Source organism: Streptomyces himalayensis subsp. himalayensis, assembly GCF_013778455.1.
GTDB classification, from domain to species: Bacteria; Actinomycetota; Actinomycetes; order Streptomycetales; family Streptomycetaceae; genus Streptomyces; species Streptomyces himalayensis.
The window spans coordinates 87,581-110,329 of sequence record NZ_JACEHE010000016.1 but is presented as its reverse complement, the minus strand read 5'-3'; the positions used below and the strand labels follow the sequence as shown (position 1 = coordinate 110,329).

The following is a 22,749-nucleotide window of genomic DNA, read 5'->3' as shown; positions in this document are numbered from 1 at the left end:
AACGGGATCGGTGCGGGTCCACCGATCCCGTTCACCCGGAAGGGCCGTGACATCAGCGGCCTCTGGCCGCGGGCGCAGGTCAGGCAATACGTTCCAGCACGATCGGGGACGGCGTGAAGTCCGTGTCGGCCGCCTCGATGTCGTAGGTGCCCTCAAGCGACTGGAGCGCGTACTCGAACCGCTCCGGGGTGTCCGTGTGGAGGGTGAGGAGGGGCTGGCCCTCGGTGACGGTGTCGCCCGGCTTGGCGTGGAGTTCGATGCCGGCCGCGGCCTGGACCGGGTCCTCCTTGCGGGCGCGGCCCGCGCCGAGGCGCCATGCGGCCACACCGACGCCGTATGCGTCGAGGCGGGTGAGTACGCCGGAGGCCGGGGCCGTCACGATGTGCTGCTCGCGGGATGTGGGCAGCGGCGCGTCCGGGTCACCGCCCTGCGCGGCGATCATGCGGCGCCATACGTCCATGGCGGAGCCGTCCTCCAGCGCCTTCGCCGGATCGGCGTCCGGCAGCCCGGCCGCGTCCAGCATCTCGCGGGCCAGGGCGAGGGTGAGTTCGACGACGTCCGCGGGGCCGCCGCCCGCCAGGACCTCGACCGACTCGCGGACCTCGAGGGCGTTGCCCGCGGTCAGGCCGAGCGGGGTGGACATGTCGGTGAGCAGCGCGACCGTCTTGACGCCGTGGTCGGTGCCGAGCCCGACCATGGTGGAGGCGAGTTCGCGGGCGTCCTCGATCGTCTTCATGAAGGCGCCTGTGCCGACCTTCACGTCGAGGACCAGCGAGCCGGTGCCCTCCGCGATCTTCTTCGACATGATCGACGAGGCGATCAGCGGGATCGCCTCGACCGTGCCGGTCACGTCCCTCAGGGCGTACAGCTTCTTGTCGGCGGGGGCCAGGCCGTCGCCCGCCGCGCAGATCACGGCCCCGGTCGTGTCGAGGACGTTCAGCATCTCCTCGTTCGAGAGCAGGGCGCGCCAGCCCGGGATCGACTCCAGCTTGTCGAGCGTGCCGCCGGTGTGGCCGAGGCCGCGGCCGGACAACTGCGGGACGGCCGCGCCGCAGGCGGCAACCAGGGGCGCAAGAGGCAGCGTGATCTTGTCGCCTACTCCGCCCGTGGAGTGCTTGTCCGCCGTGGGGCGGGTGAGCTTCGAGAAGTCCATGCGCTCGCCGGAGGCGATCATGGCGGCGGTCCAGCGAGCGATCTCGCGGCGGTTCATGCCGTTGAGGAGGATGGCCATCGCCAGCGCCGACATCTGCTCGTCGGCGACCTCGCCGCGGGTGTAGGCGTCGATGACCCAGTCGATCTGGGCGTCGGTGAGTTCGCCTCGGTCGCGCTTGGTGCGGATGACGGAGATGGCGTCCATGGGGGTTCCTTCCGGTTTGTTCCGGTGGTGCGGGTGGCGGGTGGCGGTTTGGTTTCCCCCACCCCGCCCCTTCCCGTAACCAGGGGGCTCCGCCCCCTGGACCCCCGGTCCTCAATCTCCCCCAGCTAACGCTGGGAGGTGCCCCCAGACGGGCTGAATTTTCAGCCCGTCCGGCGATTGAGGACGAGGCGGCGCAGCCGCCGATCAACGGGGTCCAGGGGCAGCGCCCCTGGTTACGGGAAGGGGCGGGGTGGGGGAGAAAAAACCAGCCCTACGTAAGCCGCTCCGGCCCGAACGCCTGCGGCAGCACCGCCGACAGGGGCAGGACCCCCTGCGGGGTCTCAAGGAGCAGTTCGGGCCCGCCGAACTCGAAGAGCAGCTGGCGGCAGCGCCCGCACGGCATCAGGATGTCGCCCTTGCCGTCGACGCAGGTGAAGTGCGTCAGCCGTCCGCCCCCGGTCAGCTGCAGCTGCGAGACGAGCCCGCATTCGGCGCACAGCCCGAGGCCGTACGAAGCGTTCTCGACGTTGCAGCCGGTCACGGTCCGGCCGTCGTCGGCCAGGGCCGCGGCGCCGACAGGGAAGCCCGAGTAGGGGGCGTACGCGCGGGACATGGCGTCCCGCGCGGCCTCCCGCAGGGCCTCCCAGTCGACGTCGGCGTCCCGGGCGGCGCCGCCTACGGAGCTCACTTGCCCTGACCCTTCCGGTACGGCAGGCCGTCCGCCTTCGGCATCCGCAGTCGTTGCGCCGACAGGGCGAGCACGAGCAGCGTGATGACGTACGGCGTGGCGGAGACGACCTGGTTGGGCACCTCGTTGGTGACGGAGTACCAAGTGAACACCATGGCACCGACGACGAGGGTGATCATGGCCGGGACGTACTTCTTCCGCAGCGTCAGCCACAGCCAACCGACCACCAGCAGGATGGCGCCGAGCAGCAGCAGCGCGTGGACGTTCTCGGAGCCGCCGCGCAGATTGAGGCTGTCGGTGTAGCCGAAGAGGCCGGCGCCGAGGGCGAGTCCGCCGGGCATCCAGTTGCCGAAGATCATCGCGGCGAGGCCGATGTAGCCGCGGCCGCTGGTCTGGCCCTCCAGGTAGAAGGGGTTGGCGACGATGGAGAGGAAGACGCCGCCGAGGCCTGCCAGGCCGCCGGAGATGATCACGGCCAGGTACTTGTACTTGTACACGTTGACGCCGAGCGACTCGGCCGCGACCGGGTTCTCGCCGCAGGACCGCAGGCGCAGACCGAAGGCGGTGCGCCACAGGATCCACCAGGTGGCGGGGATCAGCGCGACGGCGAGCAGGGTCAGCCAGGAGACGTTGGTGACCAGGCCACCGAGGAGCCCCGCGATGTCCGAGACGAAGAACCAGCCCTTGGCGTTGAGTTCCTGAAGCGCGTCGGAGAGTCCTGGCACCGTGAAGTCGCCGAGGGACTGCACCGGCGGGGACTGCTTGGAGGAGCCGCCCTGGACGCCCTCGAAAGCGAGCGGGGCGAGATAGCGGGTGGCGCCGAGCGCGAGGATGTTGATGGCCACACCGGAGACGATGTGGTTGACGTTGAAGGTGATGGTGACGATCGCGTGGAGCAGGCCGCCGAGCGCGCCGCCGATGATGCCGACCAGGACGCCGGTCCACGGGCCCCACTGGTAGCCGGCCCAGGCACCGAACCAGGTGCCGAGGATCATCATGCCTTCGAGGCCGATGTTGACGACGCCCGCGCGCTCGGCCCACAGGCCGCCGAGACCGGCCAGGCCGATCGGTACGGCCAGCTGGAGCGCCGTGGACATCTGGCTGACGTTCGTGATGCCGTTCGCGCCGGTGATGATGCGGACGAGCGAGGTCAGCGCGAGGGCGCCCGCGATGATCAGCAGCAGGACGGGGAGAGACAGTCTGCGGCCGGCCGGTGCGGCGGACCCCAGCGAGGGCTGGTTGACAGCGGTTGCCGTGGTCATCGGCCAGCCACCTCCTTCTCGGTGTTGTGGTCGGCGGAGGCGCCGAGGACGTGGCCGGCGGCGAGCTCCGCGCCGACGCGGCGCTGCTGGCGGCGCAGGCCCCACGTGCGTACGGCCTCGTACGAGACGACGACCGCGAGCACGATCAGGCCCTGCATGATGACCGCGATCTCCTTGTCGTAGGGAACGGGAGCGAACTCCAGTTCCGGCGACGCCTTGTCGAGCCAGGCGATCAGGAGGGCGGCGAAGGCGATACCGACCGGGTTGTTGCGGCCGAGAAGGGCGATGGTGATGCCCGTGAAGCCGAGGGTGGTGGGGAAGGTCGCGCTGTAGGTGTGCGAGGCGCCGAGCAGGATCGGCAGGCCCGCGAGGCCCGCCATGCCGCCGGAGACCAGCATGGCGGTGAGCACCATGCGCTTGGGGTCGACACCGCTGGCCGCGGCGGCGGTCTCCGACGCGCCCGAGGCGCGCAGATCGAAGCCGAAGCGGGTGCGGTTGAGGACGACCCAGTAGCCGATGCCGAGGAGGACGGCGACGATCGTGAAGCCGTAGATCTCACCGGCAGGGCCCATGTCGATGCCGGGCACCCAGCCGGACTTCGCCATCTCGCCGGTGGTGTTGTTGTTGCCGATCTTGACGCCGAAGACGCTGGGCAGCCACAGGTAGGCGATGACGGAGGTCGAGATCGCGTTGAGCATGATCGTCGCGACGACCTCGCTGACGCCGCGGGTGACCTTCAGGACACCCGCGATGCCCGACCAGAACGCGCCTGTCAGGACCGCGGTCAGCACCAGCAGCGGGATCTGCAGGACGGCCGGCAGCGCGATATGGGTGCCGACGATCGCGGCGGCCATGGCGGCGAGCTGGTACTGGCCGTCCACGCCGATGTTGAACAGGTTCATCCGGAAGCCGATGGCCACCGCAAGCGCCGCCAGGTAGTACATCCCGGCCTGGTTGATGATCAGGACCTGGATGTCGGAGTACGTGGCCTGCTCGAACATCAGCTGGTACGGCTCGACCGGGTTCTTGCCCGACGCGACCAGCACGACCGAGGTCAGGGCCACGGCCACGACGAGCGCGATGACCGGTCCGGCCACGGCGAGGAGCACCCGCTCCTTGTCGAACTTCTTCATCAGCGGGCCTCGTCTTCCGGGGCGTCTGCCGGGGTCTCTGCGTGCTCTGCGAGCTCCACCTGCTCCGCGAGCTCTTCGTGCTCGAGGTGGCCGGAGGCGGCGCCGGTCATGGCCGAGCCGAGCTCCTCCGGGGTGATGGTGGCGGGGTCGGCGTCGGCGACCAGCGCCCCGTTGTAGATCACCCGGAGGATGTCGGAGAGGCCGATCAGCTCGTCCAGGTCCGCGGAGATCAGCAGTACGGCGAGGCCTTCGCGGCGGGCCTCCCGTATCTGGTCCCAGATCTGGGCCTGCGCGCCGACGTCCACGCCGCGGGTGGGGTGGGCGGCGATGAGGAAGCGCGGCTTGTGGCTCATCTCGCGGCCGACGATCAGCTTCTGCTGGTTTCCGCCGGACAGCGAGGCGGCGGTGACATCGATGCCGGGGGTGCGGACGTCGTACTCCTCGACGATCCGGCGGGTGTCGGCCTGCGCGGCCTTCGGGTCCAGCCAGATGCCGCGCGCGTTGGGCCGCTCGGTGACGTGGCCGAGGATGCGGTTCTCCCAGAGGGGCGCCTCGAGGAGCAGGCCATGGCGGTGGCGGTCCTCGGGGATGTAGCCGACGCCCTGCTCGCGGCGCTTACGCGTCGGCCAGGCGGTGATCTCGTCCTCGGCCAGCGTGATGGTGCCGGAGTCGGCGTGCTGGAGGCCGATGAGCGCCTCGATCAGCTCGGTCTGGCCGTTGCCCTCGACACCCGCGAGGCCCAGAACCTCGCCCGCGTGGATGGTGAAGCTGATGTCGTCGAGCAGCGCCTTGCCGCCGTCGGCGACCAGGCGCAGGTCCTTGACGGTCACGACCGGGCGGTCGGTGACCGTGGACTCGCTGGTCTCGGGCGTGGGCAGCTCGCTGCCGACCATGAGTTCGGCGAGCTGGCGCGGGGTGGTCTCGGAGGGGACGGCGGTGCCGACGGTCGTACCGCGGCGGATGACCGTGATCTCGTCGGCGACCGAGAGCACCTCGCCCAGCTTGTGGGAGATGAAGATGACCGACAGGCCCTCGGACTTGAGCTCGCGCAGATTGGCGAAGAGCGCGTCGACCTCCTGCGGCACGAGGACCGCGGTGGGCTCGTCGAGGATCAGGGTGCGGGCGCCGCGGTAGAGGACCTTGAGGATCTCCACGCGCTGCCGGTCGGCGACGCCGAGGTTCTCGACGAGGACGTCGGGGCGTACGCCGAGGCCGTACCGCTCGGATATCTCCGATATCTTCCGGCGCGCCCTGGAGCCGATGCCGTACAGCTTCTCGCTGCCCAGGACCACGTTCTCCAGGACGGTGAGGTTGTCGGCGAGCATGAAGTGCTGGTGGACCATGCCGATGCCGCGGGCGATGGCGTCGGCCGGCGACGAGAAGGCGACCTGCTCGCCGTCGATCGCGATGGTGCCCTCGTCCGGCTTCTGCATGCCGTAGAGGATCTTCATCAGCGTCGACTTGCCGGCGCCGTTCTCGCCGACGAGGGCGTGGACGGTGCCCTTGCGGACGGTGAGGTGGATGTCATGGTTGGCCACGACGCCGGGGAATCGCTTCGTGATCCCGGCGAGTTCGACGGCGGTCACCTGACCGCCCGCCGCGTCTGCCGGAGGGCTGCTGGACGCGTTGATGGCGCACTCTCCTGTAGAAGGGGGTCGTCTACGCGTGTAGCGCCCCTACGGCATCGGAAGGGGCGATGCTCCGCGACAACGGGGTACAGGGAGTCAGACTCCCCGCACCCCGTTGAGCGGACGTAACCCCGCGGTTACTGGCTGCTCGTCGTCTTGCTGTGTCAGCCGGCCGGTGACCTGTCAACCGGTCGGTGACCGTGTCAGCCGGTCGTTGACCGTGTCAGCTGGTCTTGACCTTGATCTCACCGCTGATGATCTTCTCCTTGGCCGTCTCGATGGCCTCCTGGAGCTCCGTGTCGCCCTTGAACTCCGGGTTGGAGTCCGCGAGGCCGACCTCACCGGACTTCAGATCGCCCCTGACGATACCGGTCTCGGGCTTGCCGTCCTCGACCGACTTCGCAAGGTTGTACACCGCCTTCGCGACGTCCTTCGTCGCGGAGGTGAGGATGTACTTCTTGTACTTGCTGAGGGCTTCCTGCGCGTACTGGTCGGAGTCGACGCCGATCGCCCACACCTTGTTCGCCGCGGCGGCCTCGATCACGCCCTGGCCGGAGAGACCGGCCGCCTGGTAGACGACGTCGGCCTTCTTCTCGATCTGGCCCTCGGCGGCCGTCCTGCCCTTGTCCGGGCTGGAGAAGCCACCCTCCTCGGCGGTCTGCGTCAGGTACTGCGACAGCACCTTGACCTTCGGGTTCGTGTCCTCGACGCCCTGCTTGAAGCCCGCCTCGAACTTGTGGATGAGCGGGATGTCCACACCGCCCACGAAGCCGATGACCTCCGACTTGGTGGACTTAGCGGCGGCGACACCGGCGAGGTACGAGGCCTCCTCCTCGGAGAAGACCAGGTCCGCGACGTTGTCCGCCTCGATCGTGGAGTCGTCCACGATGCCGAAGGTGGTGTCGGGGTACTTGGCCGCGGCCTCCTTGACGGCAGTCGCGTACGCGTAGCCGACACCGATCACCGGGTTGTAGCCCTGCTTGGCCAGCGACGCCAGGCGCTGGGCCTTGTCGGCGTCGGTCTCGCCCTCGGTGGGCTCCATGTCGGCGGTCTTGTAACCGAACTCGTTCTTCGCCTTCTCCAGGCCCGCGTACGCCGCGTCGTTGAAGGACTGGTCGCCCTTGCCGCCGACGTCGTACGCGATGGCAAGGCCCTTGTCGCCCTTCGACTCCGACGAGCCGACGGAGGTCGAGGTGCCGCCACAGGCGGAGAGGGCGAGGGCGAGAGAGGCGGTCGCAGCGCCCGCGACCGCGATGCGGGAAACCCGGCGCATGTGTTGTGCTCCTGTCGTACAAGCGCCTGGCGGTACAGCTGTGGCGCTAACTCCGCCGCAGAGTAACGCGCGTAGACCTACGAGAAAACCCCTTCTGTCCACCTTGTTATGCGCCCGTGCCCAAGCCGGGCGGATGAAGGTGTGCGGCCCTGCCCAAGCCGTGCGAAGACAAGGGCGGGCGGGCGTCGAGGACGCCCGCCCGCCGCATGTGACTTCCGCCACGACAGGTGGTCAGGTCACTCGGTCTTGACCTTGATCGAGCCGTCGATGATGCCCGCCTTGGCCTTGGCCACGGCGTCGGCGAGACCGTCGATCTCCTTGAACTTCGGGTTGCTCTCGGCGAGGCCGACGCCGTCCACCTTCAGGTCGAAGGTCTGCACCCCGGTCAGCGCCTGGCCGGCCTCGACGGACTCCGCGAGCGCGTACACGGCGCCGCCGACGTCCTTGAGTGCGGAGGTCAGGATGTAGTCCTTGTACTTGGCGAGGGCTTCCTGGTTGTACTGGTCGGAGTCGACGCCGATCGCCCACACCTTGGCGGCGGCAGCGGCCTCGATCACGCCCTGGCCGGACAGGCCGGCCGCCTGGTAGACGACGTCCGCCTTCTTCTCGATCTGACCCTCGGCGGCGGCCTTGCCCTTGTCGGGGCTGGAGAAGCCACCCTCCTCGGCGGTCTGCGTCAGGTACTGCGACAGCACCTTGACCTTGGAGTTGGTGTCCTCGACGCCCTGCTTGAAGCCCGCCTCGAACTTGTGGATGAGCGGGATGTCCACACCGCCCACGAAGCCGACGGTGTTCGTCTTGGTCGCCTTCGCGGCGGTGACACCGGCGAGGTACGAGGCCTCGTTCTCGGCGAAGACCAGAGAGGCCACGTTGTCGCCCTCGACGACCGAGTCGACGATGCCGAAGCTGGTGTCCGGGTACTTCTTGGCGACCTTCTGCATCGCGGTGCCGTAGGCATAGCCGACACCGATGACCGGGTTGTAGCCCTGCTTGGCCAGCGACGCCAGGCGCTGCTCCTTGTCGGCGTCGGTCTCGCCCTCGGTGGGCTCCATGTCGGCGGTCTCGTAGCCGAACTCGCTCTTCGCCTTCTCCAGGCCCGCGTAGGCGGCGTCGTTGAACGACTGGTCGCCCTTGCCGCCGATGTCGTAGGCGATGGCGAGGCCCTTGTTGCTGCTCTTGCTCGCGTTCGTGTCCGCCTGGTCGCTGGTGCTGCCACAGGCGGTGGCGGCGAGTGCGAGCGACGCGATCCCCACCGCGGCCCGGGTCAGTTTGGATATCCGCATCTGAAGTTCCCCATTCTCCAAAGCCCCGCGTGGGTGCTCAGTTCGGCGCACATTAACGCGCGTAGACCCTCCAGGGAATGGGGTTCCTCGAGGCCGTTATCCATTCGTGCCGATGACCGGTTACGCCCCTGTGAACCATGGGATCGAAAGGTGCGCTTAGGACACGACCCTCACGCTGCGCATACGGATGCATGCGTTTGCGTGAGGGTCAGGCAGGGGCGTACGGCGGCGTGTGGAGCGGGCCGGAACGCGGCGTGTGGAGCCCGCCCGAACGGTTCCGGACGGTCCCGAACCGCCGCGGATCCCGAACCGCCGCGGATCACATCCCGGCATCCAGCAGCGCGGCCGCCGTGAAGAGTTCGACGCCGACGGTGATCGCCGACTCGTCGGCGTCGAAGTCGCCCTGGTGCAGATCGCGGATGCCGCGCTCACCCGGCGTACGCACGCCGAGCCGGGCCATGGCGCCCGGCACCTTCTCCAGGTACCAGGAGAAGTCCTCGCCGCCGAGGCTCTGCTCGGTGTCCTCGATCGAGGACACCCCGCGGCGCGCGCTCATGGCGTCCCGCAGGAGCTCGGTCACCTCGGGGTCGTTGACTACGGGGGGCACTCCGCGGATGTAGTTGATCACCGACTTGGCCCGGTGGAGTCCGGCGATCTCGTCGATCGCGGCGTGCACCAGGTCGGGCGCCTGTCGCCAGGCGTCCAGGTCGAGGCACCGCACGGTGCCGGACAGCTCGGCGTGCTGCGGGATGACGTTGCACGTGTGGCCGGATTCGATGCGGCCCCAGGTCACGGCGAGACCCGAGCGCGCGTCGACCCGGCGGGCGATCAGCCCGGGCACCTCGGTGACAACCTTGGCGGTCGCGGTGACGAGGTCGGTCGTCAGGTGCGGGCGGGCCGTGTGGCCGCCCGGTCCGTCGAGGGAGATCTCCAGCCGGTCGCAGGCGGAGGTGATCGGGCCGTGCCGCAGTCCGATGCGTCCCGCGTCCACCTTCGGGTCGCAGTGCACGGCGATGATCTTTCCGACGCCGTCCAGGACGCCCGACTCGATCGCGTCGGCAGCGCCGCCGGGCAGTACCTCCTCGGCGGGCTGGAAGATCAGCCGTACCGGATGCGGAAGCCGGCCCTGGCGGTCCAGCTCGGCGAGGACGAGGCCCGCCCCCAGCACCACGGTGGTGTGCACGTCGTGGCCGCAGGCGTGGGCCCGGTCGGGAACGGTGGAGCGGTAGGCGCAGCTGCTCTTGGTGTCCGGGATGGGCAGCGCGTCGATGTCGGCGCGCAGCGCGAGCATGGGGCGCACGGTGTCCCGTTCCGGGAGGTTGCCGCCGCCGACGTCGCATACGAGGCCCGTCCCCGTGTCGAGGACGCGCGGCCGCAGCCCCGCCTGCTCGAGGCGGGCCTTGATCGCCGCGGTGGTACGGAACTCCTGGTTGCCGAGCTCGGGATGCATGTGCAGGTCACGACGGAAGGCGATCAGCTCGGTGCGCAGTTCGTCGGGCAGCGCACCTGCCAGGGCATCCGCCGCGGGCTCGGCTCCGGAGGCGTCGGACTCGCGGGACGTCAGTTGCTTCACCCTTTGAAGGGTAGGGCGAATCGGGGTCGGACCGAACTCCGATCAACAAAACTTCAGCCCGATTGAGGTAAGAAATCCGGCCGGGATGTGCATGCGCGCCGCCGCGGCTGGGTAAAAAGTCAGGTTTCCGCCGGGCCGGTGTGGCGCCCTGCGGGCCTCACTGGTCCACGCCTGCCTCCCCATTCTCGGCCTCGGTCTCGGCCTCGGGCGGCGTGACGAACCCTGAGGTGTCCAGCTCGAAGTCGAACGGCGCCGGCACGTGGAGCGGCCGCCCGAAGGGCACATTAGTCCGCGACCGGTACCCCTTCGGCGACGGATCCCAGAACGCGCTGATCTCCTGGGCCTGCATGTCGAGCACGAGATACACGGGCACGACTCGCCCGTACGTGTCCAGCTTGTCCAGCCAGTCGACGTCCTTGCTCGACTCGGAGGTCAGCTCGGCCACCAGGGAGAGCGCGGTGCCGTCGGCATGACGTCCTTTGGCTTCGAAGGCGGTCTCGTCTGCGACGTGCAGATCGGGGCCGAAGGCGCGCCCGGACTCGGGGAAGGCGAAGAGGACGGGTGCGACGTCGACGTCGTGCCCCTCCGGGGCGTGGGGCTCCAGCTGGCGGCGCAGCGCTCGCATGGCACGCAGATGGCGCGGCTCCCACCACGGCGACACGACGATCTTTCCCCGGACGACCTCCGCCTTGTGACCGTCAGGCGTTTCCAGTTCCTCGACGATCCGGAGCAATTCCTCGAAGTCTCCGGACACCGGACCCGCTGTGAATTCAGGCCGCTCGATCATGGCGGTCACCGCGGTCCTCCACTGACTACGGGGCATGTCGCTGCCGCCACGGTAGCGTCGGGAGCGGTACACGGCTGGGTGAGCTCGAACCACAGCAGTTTTCCTCGCTGCCCGTACGGGTCGTCCCCAAGTGGGAAGCCACCCCAGTCGTCGGCCCACTGCCGTACGAAGCCCAAGCCCCGACCTCCGTCCGCTTCCGGCGGGACCGGGGACGGCGCGCCCGGGCGCCCGGGCGGGCGGTCGAAGGGAGCGGGGATGTGCGGGCTGGTGTCCCACACGCTCACTCGGACGCCTCGCGCGGATGTGGCGCGAAGCCGCAGGGCAGCCGGGCCGTCCGTGTGCCGGTAGGCATTGGTGACCATCTCGGACGTCAACAGTTCGGCGGTGTCGAGCAGTTCCACCATCCCGTATGCCGGGAGGACAGCCCGCAAGGTCATGCGGGCGATGCGGGGGGCACGGGGGTCGTGGGGCAGGTGCAGGGCGTAGGACCAGGCTTGGGCGGGTGTTGGGGATACGGTGACCATGAACGCCTCCTGCGAGCAAGGCTCTTGATGTGCTCGACCACTCCGATCCGACGGTGGCATGCCGCGGCGTCTCAGCTTCCACTGCGCTGACGCGCGGTGCGCTTCCGGCTTACGGAGCTGGGTGGTTGAGCGGGATGAGTCACACCGTAGGACGTAACGTGGGCTGCATTCCATGCAATGCAGGGAATGCAGCCCCTGTTTCGCGCGTGTGGGTTACGCCTGCATCGCGCGTACGAACGAGGAGAAGCAGCCGATGCCCCAGCCGAGCCCTCTGCCGACCGCGCGCCGACGTCGCCTCGGTACCGAGCTCCGCAGGCTGCGCGAGCGTGCGGACCTGAGCGCGACGGAGGCCGCCGTGCTCGTGGGTGCCACACAGTCGCGTATCAGCAACATCGAGGCAGGCCGGTACGGGGTGAGCGCCGACCGCGTACGCACCCTGGCCCGTCACTACGCATGCACGGACGGGGAGCTGGTCGACGCCTTGGCCGCGATGACGGGAGAACGCCGACGCGGCTGGTGGGAGGAGTACCGCGACATCCTTTCGCCCACGATGCTGGACCTCACGGAGCTGGAGCACCACGCCACGGCGCTGCGCGTCGCCCAGGTCATCAACATCCCTGGGCTGCTGCAGACCTCTGAGCACGCGCGAGCGCTGTTCGCGCAGACGGTCCCTGCCCTCAAGCCCCACGAGATCGAACACCGGGTCTCTCACCGAGTGAAGCGCCAGGCAGTGCTCCACCGTGAGCAGCCGCCGCCGTACACCGCGATCCTCCACGAGGCCGCCCTGCGCATGCGCTTCGGCGACCGGGCCACGACGCGCGCCCAGCTGGCCCACCTCATCGAGATGAGCGAGCTCGACCACGTCACGGTCTTGGTGGTGCCCTTCGACAGCGGCCCCTTCCACACCTCTGGCCAGGGCATCGACTACTTCCACAGCCCCGTACGCCAGCTCGACACCGTCCAGATCGACACCGACCACGGTGGGGAACTCATCGACTCGCCCGCCCAGTTGGAGCGTTACCGCCTGGTCCTGGACCGCATGTCAGCCGCCGCCCTCGCTCCGCCGAAGTCCCGAGACTTCATCGCCCAGCTGATCCAGAACGTCTAGAGGAGCCCACCTCATGTCCGAATTCCACTGGCAGAAGTCGTCCTACAGCCAGGAGGCCTCCTCCTGCGTCTACATTGCCGCCGCCGTCGACGGACTGATCCGCCTGCGTGAAAGCGACGAACCGGATGTCATCCTGGTGGCCGACCGTGCCCAACTCGGCGCCCTTATAGCAGCCGTCAAGTCCGGCACGACACGATGACAGCGCAGGAATTGCCCGGAGAAGACAACGCGGCGCAGGGCACCAAGGGGGAAGCGTGACCAACCTGAAGTGGCAGAAGTCCTCTTTCAGCTCGGAGGCCTCCTCCTGCGTCTACCTCGCCACCGCCCCCGACACCACCCTCCGCCTGCGCGAGAGCGACGAGCCAGACGTCGTCCTGCGGACGAGCCGCGACGCGATGGCCGCGCTCATAGCGGCCGTGAAGACAGGCGCCAGACAGCCCTGTGCGGCGCGCGTCAGGCCCGTCGCCCTGCCCAGAAGTGCTGAGTGAGCGCGGCGATCTGCCGCATGGTGTTGCGGGCCGGACGCGGCCCGGTCTGGTGAACACGAGCAGGATGGGCGGGTGGGGGCGGTCGGAGTAGGGATCGGGTGGGGCGGACCAGGAGGGCAAGCGCCACATCTCTCTCCCGTCCGTCCTTCACCCGGCGCTGGTAGAACCGCACGTCCTTGTCGGACTTGGAGGCGATGACCGCGGCGCCTACACCAGCTACTTCACCGGCCTGCATCCCGCGGGTCCAGGCGCCGCAGTCGTTTCCGCCCCCCTGGGACCAATCACCACCGACTCTCACCACCACTGATACCAACCCAACAGATCGCAGCAGACGTTGCCGTCAAGGGCGATAAGCAGCCCCATCCGTGGGCGCCCAGTCAGAGGTTCTGGGCATCTGGATACCTCGCGCACTCAGCGAATAATCGCTACATTCTCCAGGCGCTTCATCCTACTCCCAGCCAGCATTAAGATCAGCACAGGAAATCGAGATTACACCGCCTGTAAACACAATCTCCTGACTACACCCGCGCCTCGCCGGGAGGATCTCGTCGAGAAGAACGGATCCCAAATCATCGACGCTTGACCCGGATCCGTTAACAGCGAGATAAAGCTCCGACACTTGAGCATACTTAATCACGAGCCCGCACTCATGTTTCCACTTGTTGGGGCCGAAGCGGATCTCAAAGTCCGCGCCGCCACCTGCAGCCAAAGATGCGCCGATCAGCTTGAGATCCTTAATACACCTGGGGCTGCCGAAGTCATAGTGATCGGAATCCAAAGCGAACGCGCGGGCCCCTTTCGGCAGGTCGTCGGCAAGCTTCGGCAGCTTTGCGACGTAACCGCTGGGGTCAGTCCAGTACCCTCGCCATTCCGGATTCCACTCAGCCTTGATGAACTTCATTCAGCACTGCCGCAGCGCGCGCAGCCGCTCTGCAGAGAGATGCCTGACCCGCCTCGTTCGCCCCAATTGACTCAGCTGCTCAAGAACCCTCGACGAGGTCGATTCTTCCGAAGCGCGACGTTGCAGCCAATCGGACCATTCAGAAATCTCGTCGGATGCTGGATCATATTCCGCTCCCACGTTGCCGCTCAGGACGTCCAGAATCCGCAGTTCGCGCACACGCAGGACGGCCAGCGAACGCTTGTCTTCCATCGAGATCCGCTCGGCCCACGAAATCCTCTCGGCCTCGGGAACCCGTTCCAGCATCTGCAAGACTACGGACATGGCGATCGACGGGTCAGGTTCCAGCCCGACGATCTCCAGCAACGGGCCCCATTCGGCCGGTGCTTCCATGGCCCGCCGGTAGACCTCCCAACGTGCGTGCCCACTGGACAGGTCCACGGTCTCGCTGCCGGTGCGACGGGCAACTTCCAGGACGACGGACCCCAGGTCCGAGAAACGAGCACCCATTGCCGCCAGCCAATCTATATGCGGCCATACTCTTCCTGATGGCCTTGCGAATGTCCCCCAGGTTGCTGTCGATTACCCGCTGCTGATCCTTGTTGAGCTGAATTTTGGGATCGAGCGGCTTACCGTTCTGCCCAATCTGTATACCGTCTCCCTTGGTCCCTGGACCGATCAGGTGCCCGTGTGCGGGGCCGTGATCGTTGGAGTAGATCTGGAACCGGTACTTTCCATCCCGGAAGACCGTTCCCGAGAAGGAGCCAGGATCCTCGCTCCCGCCCGCATTGTGCACGAGAACCGGCGTCAGGGCTTCGGCGTAGTCGAGGGACGTCCGGTTTATAGCGATCTGTCGTCTAGAGATCCTCAATTCCGGGGGTTATCGGATGACTGAGGCTTGGGCACTCTGCCAGCGGCTCTACGGAGTGGTGGTGCCCAACAGATGGGTGGCTCGTTCCGTGCGCAGGTGGAGCGCGGTGCGGCCGTTGCGTTGTGTCGCTACCAGGCCTGCCCCTCGTAGCGCGCCCAGGTGTTGTGAGACCGCGCTGGGGGTGACGCCCAATCGTGTGGCCAGGACCGCGGTCGTCAAGGGTTCGGCCAAGGCGGCCAGCAGCGCCGTCCTCGTGTGGCCCAGCACTGGGGCCAGGCCCGCCAGTGTGGGCGGGGACGACTCCCAGAGCAGGCCGACGCCCATCGCCGGATAGCGGATCGACGCGGCGGTGACCGGGGACTTATCGACACCCACGTTCGGCCAGTTGAAGACGCTGGGCAGCACGACCAGGCCATGTCCGCCGGTGTCCACCGTGTAGACGGAGTGCGGGGTCCGCCGGCCGTGCACCACCAACTGGCCGCCGTCCCATGCGATATCCCGGTGCAACGTGCCGAACAGTGCCTGCACCCCGCCGTCCACCAGGGTCAGCGCCCGTCTGCCGATGTCGGCCTCCAGCACCGCGCGCATCCGGCCCCAGTGCGGAGCGATCATCAGCTCGTAGCAGCGGAGGAGCGCCTTCGCCAGTCGCGGCAGCGCCGCCGCGGGCTCAGGGGCCTCCTCGGCTGGTACGCGCAGGGCCGCGCCGTACTCGCGCCGGAAGAATGCCTCCTCCGTGGCCCGCAGCAGGTCCAACTCCGTCGCCATCGATGGCAGCCGCTCTCCCGGTACCGGGAAGAGGAACGACGGCAACGGTCCCGCGATCAGTGCACGCAGCAGCGGCAGCTCCCGTTCGACCGCCAGCAGCGACCGCGCCTGGCGCACCCACGGCTGGTGGACCGCATGCCCGCCCGTGCCCATCAGGATCCGCAGTGCCAGCACCGTCTCGCCCAGCGGTGAGATGGCGAACCGCACCTTGGCGACCGACGCCGCGGTGAACCTGATCTCGACCGCCATCCGGGCGCCCCCATCGTGTAGCTGTGACTAAACGATAGCCAACGCTCACCGCCTCGCCCAGGCTGCCGGGCATGGACTTCTTCACCGCGTACGACGGCACCAAGCTCGCCTACCACGTATTCGGCGACGGCCCGCCTGTGGTCTGTCTGCCAGGGGGGCCGACGGCCTCTGCCTACCTCGGCGACCTCGGTGGGTTGTCCGCGCACCAGCAGTTGATCATGCTGGATCTGCGCGGCACCGGTCAGTCCGCGGTGCCGGAGGACGCCGCCAGCTACCGCTGCGATCGCCTGGTCGATGACGTGGAGGCCCTGCGTGCGCACCTGGGCCTGGAGCGGATGGATCTGCTCGCGCACTGCGCCGGCGCGAATCTGGCCGCGCTGTATGCGGCCCGCCATGCGGAGCACGTCAGCAAGCTTTCGCTGATCACGGCGAGCGTCCGGGCCGTCGGTATCGCGATCCCGGGCGAGCTCCGGCGCGAGACCGCGCAGCTGCGCCGGGACGAGCCGTGGTTTCCGGCGGCGTTCGCGGCCCTGGAGGCGATCGTAGCGGGCCAGGCCACCGCCGAGAGTTGGCAGGCGATCGCGCCGTTCTCCTACGGCCGCTGGGACGCGGCGGCACAGGCACATCAGGCGGCTGACCAGGAGCAGCAGAATCTGGAGGTCATGGCGGCCTACGGCGCCGAAGGCGCTTTCGATCCGGACGCGACTCGTGCCTCTCTCGCCCGGTTCGCACCGCCGGTGCTCGTGCTGGCCGGTGAGGTCGACCTCGGTGCCCCGCCGCGCACCATGGCCGAGCTCGCCGGGCTGTTCCCTAACGCCCGGCTCATTGTCCAGCCCGGAACCGGGCACTTCCCTTGGCTCGACGACGCGGACCGGTTCGTGGCCACCACCGCGGCGTTCCTTGGATAGGTGACAGCCCCCGCTGTTACCTCAGCCGTTGAAGAACTGTGGCGGGGGCCTGGAAGTGTGACAGGCACGGGCTTCCAAGATCATGGAGTTCTCTCTCCCCCCGTGATCCGACTGGAAGACCGTGCCTGCCGACGCTTCATCGCTGATCCCGCCTGCCCTTGACCAGCTCCGTGAGCAGCCCGAGGTCGTATCCCCGGAGGTCCCGAGCTTGCTGGAGCGGCTGGCCGAGGTGCCGGACCCGCGTGATCCTCGTGGGGTCCGCCATGCCCTGGCCGTCGTGCTCACCCTCACCGCGTGTGCCGTGTTGTCCGGAGCAACCTCGCTGCTGGCGGTCGGAGAGTGGATCGCTGATCCTCCGGCACACGTGCTCCAGCAGCTCGGCGGCCGCCCCGACCCGCTGATTCCCAGGCGTACTCTGCCCGCCGAGACGACGGTCCGCCGGCTGCTGGCCCGCATCGATCCCGATGCGCTGGACCGAGCCGTCGGACACTGGCTCGCAGATCGCCGACCGAAGGCGACCGGGACACCTGGGCTGCGCGGCCTGGCCGTGGACGGCAAGAGCCTGCGCGGCGCGGCCAAGGCCAAGGGCCGGAAGATCCACCTGCTCGCCGCCCTCGACCACGCCAGCGGCCTGGTCCTTGCCCAGCTGGACGTCGGCGAGAAAACCAACGAGATCACCTGCTTCCAGCCACTGCTGGACGCCGTCACCGACCTCGCCGACATCGTGGTCACCAGCGACGCGATGCACATCCAGCGCGAGCACGCCGACTACCTCCTCGCCCGCAAGGCCCACTACATCGTGATCGTCAAGGGCAACCAGAAGAAGCTCCGCAAGCAGCTCAAGTCCCTGCCCTGGAACGACATCCCTCTCCAGGGCCGCACCAAGAACGCTGGCCACGGCCGCTCGGAGATCCGCCGGATCAAGGTCGCCACCGTGAACAACCTCCTCTTCCCCGGAGCGCGCCAGGCCGTCCAGGTCAAGCGTCGGCGCACCGACCGCAAGACTGGCAAGACCACCGTCAAGACCATCTACGCCGTCACCAGCCTGACCGCGGAACAGGCCACCCCGACCCAGCTCGCCAGACTCGTTCGCGACCACTGGAAAATCGAGGCCCTGCACCACGTCCGCGATACCACCTTCGCCGAGGACGCGTCCCAACTGCGGACCGGCAACGCGCCTCGCGCCATGGCCACCTGGCGCAACCTCGCCATAGGAGCCCTCCGGACAGCAGGAGTGAAGAACTTCGCCGCCGGCCTCCGCCGCAACGCCCGCGACCCCCGTCGCCCCCTTGCACTCCTCGGCCTCGGATGATCGCAATCCGGACGTCACGCGACTACGCCGAAGCCCTGGAACCGGCGTCTCGCCCGCCAGCACATAGTACGTGTGCTACGCGGTACCCCTTCTACCTGCTTTTTCGCTGGTCAGCGCCCTCTTTAGGCCCGCCGGCGTCCGTGGTGTGCGGGGAAATCCGTGGGTGTTGCCGTTGCTACTGCCGTCAGGGGTTGGCCCGTTGACGCTGGCGCCGTTTTCCGTTCCGCCGGTCACCGCCATCTGTATCGGGCCACCGTGTACGCGGTTGGACCAGTGAGCCCTGTCCCTGTGCCGTCGAGCATGTCCAGGACCTCGAAGCCAGCGCCCTCCGCGTAGCGCTCCAGCTCGCGGGGGAACAACACACGCCTGCGGATCTCGTCTCGCGCCTCGTCGCCCCAGGGGAGCACCCAGTGCCGGTGCATGGTGTTGATCTGGGTCCGCAGGTCCCACTCATGGCGGATGGTGACGGTCGCGGATCCCCTCGGGGTGTCCACCGTGGCGGTGGTCGGCTCGGTCCGGGTGATCGGGGCGACGGGTGAGCACAGGACGAGCAGCGCGTCCGGCCGGGCGTGGGCCGCGAAGGTGGCGAAGACCTGGCCGATCTCGTTGTTGTCGTGCACGTAGGCGAGGCTGTTACCCATGCAGGTCACTACGTCCATGCGCTTGCCGAGTCGTACGGTGCGCATGTCCCCGGTGCGGATGTCCAGCCACGGCCGGGCCTGGTGGGCGTGGTCGACCATGCCGAACTGGAGGTCCACGCCGATGCACTCGAAGCGCTTGGCCAGGATCTCCAGGTCCCTGCCGGTACCGCATCCGAAGTCGGCCAGTGTCCGGGCGTCCGGCCGGTGCAGCTCGATCAGGGTCTGGCACATTCCGGCGCCCGTGCTGTCGGACTGGATCACGTCGTAAAGTGCCGGATCGCGGTACAGGAGGTTGGTAGCTTCCACGTGCTCGGCTTCCGTGTCGGGGCTGGTCACATGAGGCTTCGCAGTCCGATCTCCAGGGCGAGCACATCGCACAGCAGATCGGGAACGACCGGGGCAGCGTCGGCGTTCCTCCGCGCCTCGGCAAGCGCCTTCCCGTCAACGTATCCGAGGTCCACCAGGATGGACTCCTTCAGCATGCTGTCCAGGACAGGCAGGCCATAGGACCGCAGGCCCTTTTCCAGGACGGCCAGGAAGTTCTCCGGTTCGGCCGGCGCGGCCACCCACTCGGGCAGCCCAGCCCCCCTGATCCGTTCGCGGAACAGCGCCTTGCCGCGCTTGTGTTCGTGCGGTAGCTGCTCCATGAACCGCACGATCCGCGGGTGCGCGAGCGGGCTCACCGGCCAGATCCCGGCCCGGAGGAATCCGGGGTTGTGCATCCCGAACGCCATCAGGGTCGGTACGGGCAGTACCGGGATGGGCGCGAGGTGCTCGTTGACTTCGGCGAGCGCTCGGACTGCCTTGCCGCCGAGCCACGGTACGGGGTCGGGCGTCGGCAGTTCGGCGTGCGTCCTGGAGTGGTGGGCGTTGATTTCGTCGCCGCCGCTGCCCGTGAACATGATCTCGCACCGGCGGGCGGCTGCCTGCTCTCGCACGACATCGAATGCCTCCTGGTAGAAGGCTCCCGCCGGATCGTGCGGCTTGCGCAGAGCGCGTACGCCTCCCGGGCAGAAGGGTGGGTGCTGCATGGCGGGGGTGGCCGTGTCCCGGAAGCCGCAGTGCTCCACAAGTGCCCGGCGCCGCTCGCTCTGTTGCCTGCCGGTGCTTCCTCCCACCAGCAGGCCAAAGCTGTGCATCTCGGGGAAGCGAGCGGCCTGCACGGCCAGGGCGACGTTCCCGGAGTCCGCGCCCCCGGACAGCTCGACGCCCACGCACCCGGTTGCCGTCGACGCCTGGCGGATCACATCGGTGAGCAACTCGTCCAGAGCGGCGAGTGGGTCCACGCCGGGCCGCAGCGTGCGGGGCTCAAGTACGTGTTGGGCCGACTCCGGGTAGTGGATGCTGAGCCCCGAGGTGGTGAACGTGGCCGACGCCCGTTCGGTGAGGCGGTAGACGCCTTCGAACAGCGTCTCGGAGGTGTAGCGGTGCTGCCTCGTCAGCGTTCGGGCGACGACGCGCGGCACGAGGCGGTCAGCCCGCAGATGCGGCCGCAGCAGTGTCAGGTCCCATGAGGCGTGCAGCTCGCCGGCCCTTTCTGCCAGGTAGAGCGGGGCTGTGCCGAAAGCGCCTGCTGCCAGGCGGGCTTGTTCGGGCTCCATGGTGAGTTCGACGAAGTCGGCCTCGTCCCGCTTGCACTCCTTCACGCGGACCCGTACGCGCGGCGCCTGGTCGCCGTTGACCTCCATGACCAACGTGGACACGTTCGCGGGCTCGATCCAGCTCTCGCCGTTGATCCAACGGCCTCCTTCCGGCCTCCACTTGGGCACATGGAGATCGTCCAAGCGCAGACGCATCGACAGCATGTCGTCCCTTTCCGATGTCGTGCGGCGGGGCGGGGCCGCGTACGGCCCCGCCCCGCCTGGCGTCAGCCCTGGATCACTTGCTGCAGTGGTCGCCGTTGTTGTCGCCGCCGCCCGGCATCTTGTCGAGCAGCGCGGCCTCGACGGCCGGGACGCCGGTGATCAGGTCGCCGGTGAACAGCTCGTCCACGTTCATTGCTTTCTCCCTTACGGTTTTCAGTGGACTCCGCGGCTGGTGCTGCGGAGTTGGACCCGTCCGGCTTCCGGACCCTTGCGAAGAAGGCAGCCGGGCGGGGTGCCCGCCGTTTCCGGCGGCGGGCCCTCCCTCGTCACGGGTGGGGAGCCTGGATGTGTGACGGGGAGGAGTCAGGTGGGTGTGGATGCGGCGGCCACGCCGAGGACGAAGCCGACCGATCCAGAGATGGTGGTGATCAGGAGACGTCCGGCGTAGCAGCCGACGACAGCGCCTAACCGCCTCACAGTCGCTCTCCGCGACTGCGCTCGTTGACCTCGCGTACTGCGGCGCTCAGCTTCGCTGCCCCGTCCTCCGACGACGTTGGGCGGTGCTGCGGGCAGCGACACGGCGAGAACCTATTCAAACCCGGTGGCAGGCCCGCGTCCTCGTAGGTGTCGATCCTCAACATCCCGTCCGTGCCCCGCTTCTCGGTCATCCGGGCCAGTCGGGCCCGAGCTTCGCTTCTCATCCCTTGAGTCCCTCAGACGACGGCTGCGCGGCGAGGTCTCGCCGTTCCCTGTTGTCTCTACGCAACCGCACGACCACGCTCAGCGGTACCGTTGCCGCAGCGCCAGGACTTGAAAGCCTTGAAAGTTCCTGAAAGCACGGGGAGTTGAGGGCATGGCCAAGCGTGAACCGAACGTGGCGCTCGGGCGCCTGCTCGCCGAGAGCCGTTGGACTCACCGCCAGTTCGCGCGGGCGGTGAACCGCATCGGCACCGAGACCGGAACTCCCCTGCGTTATGACGACTCGGCGGTGAGCCACTGGCTCGGCGGCACCGTCCCTCGCGGTGCGGTGCGCGCGTGCATCCTCGAAGCCCTCTCGCGCCGCCTTGGCCGCCCCGTCACCCATGCCGAGGCCGGGCTGCCCGTTCCCCGCGATCGCTCCTCGGCTGCGGATACCGTGGAAGGGGTGATCGACCTGGGGAGGCTGGATATGGACCCGTCCCGCCGCAGTGTCCTGGGTGTCGGCCTGTTCTCCGTGGCCGTCACCATTCCCGGCTGGCCTGATGTGGTCGGGCGTGCCGAGGCCGTCCAGTCCGACCGCACGACGCGCATCGGCATGACCGAAGTGGACATGGTCATCGCCATGACCGAGCGTGTCTCGGAGCTGGACGACGAGTTCGGCGGCCGTCACGCACGCCCCATGGCGGCCTCTTTCATGGTCAACACCGTGGCCTCCTACCTGCGCGCCGACGCACCCGAGGACGTACGCAAGGCGATGCTGTCCGCCGCCTCGGACCTTCTCTACCTGACTGGCTACATGGCCGTGGACGAAGGGCTGCACGGTCTCGCGCAGCGCTACTACGTCAAGGCCCTGGAACTGGCGGGCGCGGCAGAGGACCACCTTACGTACTGCACCACCTTGCGAGGAATGAGCGTCCAGGCCGTCGACCTCCGCCACGGAGCGAAGGCCATGGAACTGGCCGATGCCGCTTCCGCCGCCTCCCCACAGGCCGGGCCCCGGATGCGGGCCTTCCTCGCCGGCCAACAGGCGCATGCCGCCGCGCAGACCGGCGACCGTACTGGCGCGCTCCGCTACATCCGCGAGGCCGAGGCAGCCATGGATCGCGCCGAGTCACGCGGAAAGGCGTTCGGCTCGTACGACCCCTCTTCGCTCAACTACCATGTCAGTCAGGTCCGTTACGAACTCGGTGACAAGGCCGGAGCCGTCGAAGCCATGCAACAAGCGGACCGGCTCCGCCCCAGCGTGTACCAGCGCACACGAGTACACCGTCGTGGCCTGTTGGCCGAGCGGCAGCTGGAACTGGGCCACCTGGAAGCGGCCTGCGCCACCTGGCACCAGGCCCTCGACGACTACCCCAAGGTGCAGTCCGGCCGCGCCGACGACCGCGTGAAGGCGATGTTCGGTCTCTTGCGCCCTCATCTGAAGAACGCGCCCGCCCGCGACCTTTACGACCGAGCACGGACGATCGCGCCACCGTCGCTGGTTACCTGACC

Annotated in this window: 21 protein-coding genes; 6 read left to right on the top strand and 15 right to left on the bottom strand. The window is 68.4% G+C overall.

The window, feature by feature from the left end; genetic code table 11:
* Window positions 1-79: 79 nt before the first annotated feature.
* The 10 genes from H1D24_RS25090 to H1D24_RS25045 all read right to left on the bottom strand — a co-directional run bounded on the left by H1D24_RS25090 (window position 80) and on the right by H1D24_RS25045 (window position 11,508).
* Window positions 80-1,357, bottom strand: coding sequence for a thymidine phosphorylase (locus H1D24_RS25090; RefSeq protein ID WP_181659934.1), 1,278 nt, complete (start codon window positions 1,355-1,357; stop codon window positions 80-82).
* A gap of 271 nt (window positions 1,358-1,628) precedes the next feature.
* On the bottom strand, window positions 1,629-2,045 hold the full coding sequence (locus tag H1D24_RS25085) for a cytidine deaminase (protein WP_181659933.1): 417 nt from the start codon (window positions 2,043-2,045) through the stop codon (window positions 1,629-1,631).
* Window positions 2,042-3,307: an ABC transporter permease gene (locus H1D24_RS42590; protein WP_181659932.1), complete on the bottom strand. Its 1,266-nt coding sequence runs from the start codon at window positions 3,305-3,307 to the stop codon at window positions 2,042-2,044. Before H1D24_RS42590 ends, H1D24_RS25085 begins: the two co-directional genes overlap by 4 nt.
* Entirely contained in the window at window positions 3,304-4,440 is a 1,137-nt protein-coding gene (locus H1D24_RS25075) for an ABC transporter permease (RefSeq protein WP_181659931.1), read from the bottom strand. The genes H1D24_RS42590 and H1D24_RS25075 overlap by 4 nt, the downstream gene beginning before the upstream one ends.
* Window positions 4,440-6,026 carry an ABC transporter ATP-binding protein gene (locus H1D24_RS25070; RefSeq protein WP_181659930.1) on the bottom strand — a complete coding sequence of 529 codons (1,587 nt, stop codon included), beginning with the start codon at window positions 6,024-6,026 and terminating at the stop codon, window positions 4,440-4,442. The genes H1D24_RS25075 and H1D24_RS25070 overlap by 1 nt, the downstream gene beginning before the upstream one ends.
* 265 nt (window positions 6,027-6,291) lie before the next feature.
* Window positions 6,292-7,341, bottom strand: a complete 1,050-nt coding sequence (locus H1D24_RS25065) for a BMP family lipoprotein (protein ID WP_181659929.1) — start codon at window positions 7,339-7,341, stop codon at window positions 6,292-6,294.
* Window positions 7,342-7,577: 236 nt separating this feature from the next.
* The gene (locus H1D24_RS25060) at window positions 7,578-8,624 is read right to left on the bottom strand and encodes a BMP family lipoprotein (protein WP_181659928.1); all 1,047 of its coding nucleotides are present in this window, start codon (window positions 8,622-8,624) and stop codon (window positions 7,578-7,580) included.
* A 319-nt stretch (window positions 8,625-8,943) separates the two neighbouring features.
* Window positions 8,944-10,197, bottom strand: a complete 1,254-nt coding sequence (locus H1D24_RS25055) for an amidohydrolase (RefSeq protein WP_181659927.1) — start codon at window positions 10,195-10,197, stop codon at window positions 8,944-8,946.
* A gap of 157 nt (window positions 10,198-10,354) precedes the next feature.
* The gene (locus H1D24_RS25050) at window positions 10,355-10,984 is read right to left on the bottom strand and encodes a Uma2 family endonuclease (RefSeq protein ID WP_181660049.1); all 630 of its coding nucleotides are present in this window, start codon (window positions 10,982-10,984) and stop codon (window positions 10,355-10,357) included.
* A 5-nt stretch (window positions 10,985-10,989) separates the two neighbouring features.
* The gene (locus H1D24_RS25045) at window positions 10,990-11,508 is read right to left on the bottom strand and encodes an ATP-binding protein (RefSeq protein WP_181659926.1); all 519 of its coding nucleotides are present in this window, start codon (window positions 11,506-11,508) and stop codon (window positions 10,990-10,992) included.
* Between the two features lie 253 nt (window positions 11,509-11,761).
* On the opposite strand from H1D24_RS25045, the gene H1D24_RS25040 reads away from it, so the two are divergent.
* The 3 genes from H1D24_RS25040 to H1D24_RS25030 are packed head-to-tail and all read left to right on the top strand — an operon-like array spanning window position 11,762 to window position 13,104.
* The gene (locus tag H1D24_RS25040) at window positions 11,762-12,616 is read left to right on the top strand and encodes a helix-turn-helix domain-containing protein (protein ID WP_181659925.1); all 855 of its coding nucleotides are present in this window, start codon (window positions 11,762-11,764) and stop codon (window positions 12,614-12,616) included.
* 13 nt (window positions 12,617-12,629) lie between these two features.
* Entirely contained in the window at window positions 12,630-12,815 is a 186-nt protein-coding gene (locus H1D24_RS25035; RefSeq protein WP_181659924.1) for a DUF397 domain-containing protein, read from the top strand.
* A gap of 55 nt (window positions 12,816-12,870) precedes the next feature.
* Complete coding sequence (locus H1D24_RS25030) at window positions 12,871-13,104, top strand: DUF397 domain-containing protein (RefSeq protein WP_181659923.1); 234 nt, start codon at window positions 12,871-12,873, stop codon at window positions 13,102-13,104.
* A gap of 448 nt (window positions 13,105-13,552) precedes the next feature.
* On the opposite strand, the gene H1D24_RS25025 is transcribed toward H1D24_RS25030, so the two are convergent.
* The 3 genes from H1D24_RS25025 to H1D24_RS25015 form a co-directional block, all read right to left on the bottom strand.
* On the bottom strand, window positions 13,553-14,005 hold the full coding sequence (locus H1D24_RS25025) for a hypothetical protein (RefSeq protein ID WP_181659922.1): 453 nt from the start codon (window positions 14,003-14,005) through the stop codon (window positions 13,553-13,555).
* Entirely contained in the window at window positions 14,006-14,515 is a 510-nt protein-coding gene (locus tag H1D24_RS25020) for a hypothetical protein (RefSeq protein WP_181659921.1), read from the bottom strand.
* A gap of 409 nt (window positions 14,516-14,924) precedes the next feature.
* Window positions 14,925-15,890, bottom strand: a complete 966-nt coding sequence (locus H1D24_RS25015; RefSeq protein ID WP_181659920.1) for an ArsR/SmtB family transcription factor — start codon at window positions 15,888-15,890, stop codon at window positions 14,925-14,927.
* A gap of 71 nt (window positions 15,891-15,961) precedes the next feature.
* Here H1D24_RS25015 and H1D24_RS25010 point away from each other — a divergent pair, with 71 nt between their 5' ends.
* The gene (locus tag H1D24_RS25010; RefSeq protein ID WP_181659919.1) at window positions 15,962-16,798 is read left to right on the top strand and encodes an alpha/beta fold hydrolase; all 837 of its coding nucleotides are present in this window, start codon (window positions 15,962-15,964) and stop codon (window positions 16,796-16,798) included.
* 121 nt (window positions 16,799-16,919) lie between these two features.
* A complete protein-coding gene (locus H1D24_RS25005; RefSeq protein ID WP_181659918.1) occupies window positions 16,920-18,110 on the top strand; it encodes an ISAs1 family transposase in 1,191 nt (396 codons plus the stop codon).
* 230 nt (window positions 18,111-18,340) lie between these two features.
* Here the strand turns inward: H1D24_RS25005 and H1D24_RS25000 are convergent, their stop codons facing one another.
* Both H1D24_RS25000 and H1D24_RS24995 read right to left on the bottom strand, forming a co-directional pair.
* A complete protein-coding gene (locus tag H1D24_RS25000) occupies window positions 18,341-19,057 on the bottom strand; it encodes a class I SAM-dependent methyltransferase (RefSeq protein ID WP_309484435.1) in 717 nt (238 codons plus the stop codon).
* A 26-nt stretch (window positions 19,058-19,083) separates the two neighbouring features.
* On the bottom strand, window positions 19,084-20,556 hold the full coding sequence (locus H1D24_RS24995; protein WP_181659916.1) for an asparagine synthase-related protein: 1,473 nt from the start codon (window positions 20,554-20,556) through the stop codon (window positions 19,084-19,086).
* Window positions 20,557-21,409: 853 nt separating this feature from the next.
* On the opposite strand from H1D24_RS24995, the gene H1D24_RS24990 reads away from it, so the two are divergent.
* On the top strand, window positions 21,410-22,747 hold the full coding sequence (locus H1D24_RS24990; protein WP_220137198.1) for a tetratricopeptide repeat protein: 1,338 nt from the start codon (window positions 21,410-21,412) through the stop codon (window positions 22,745-22,747).
* Window positions 22,748-22,749 lie beyond the last annotated feature (2 nt).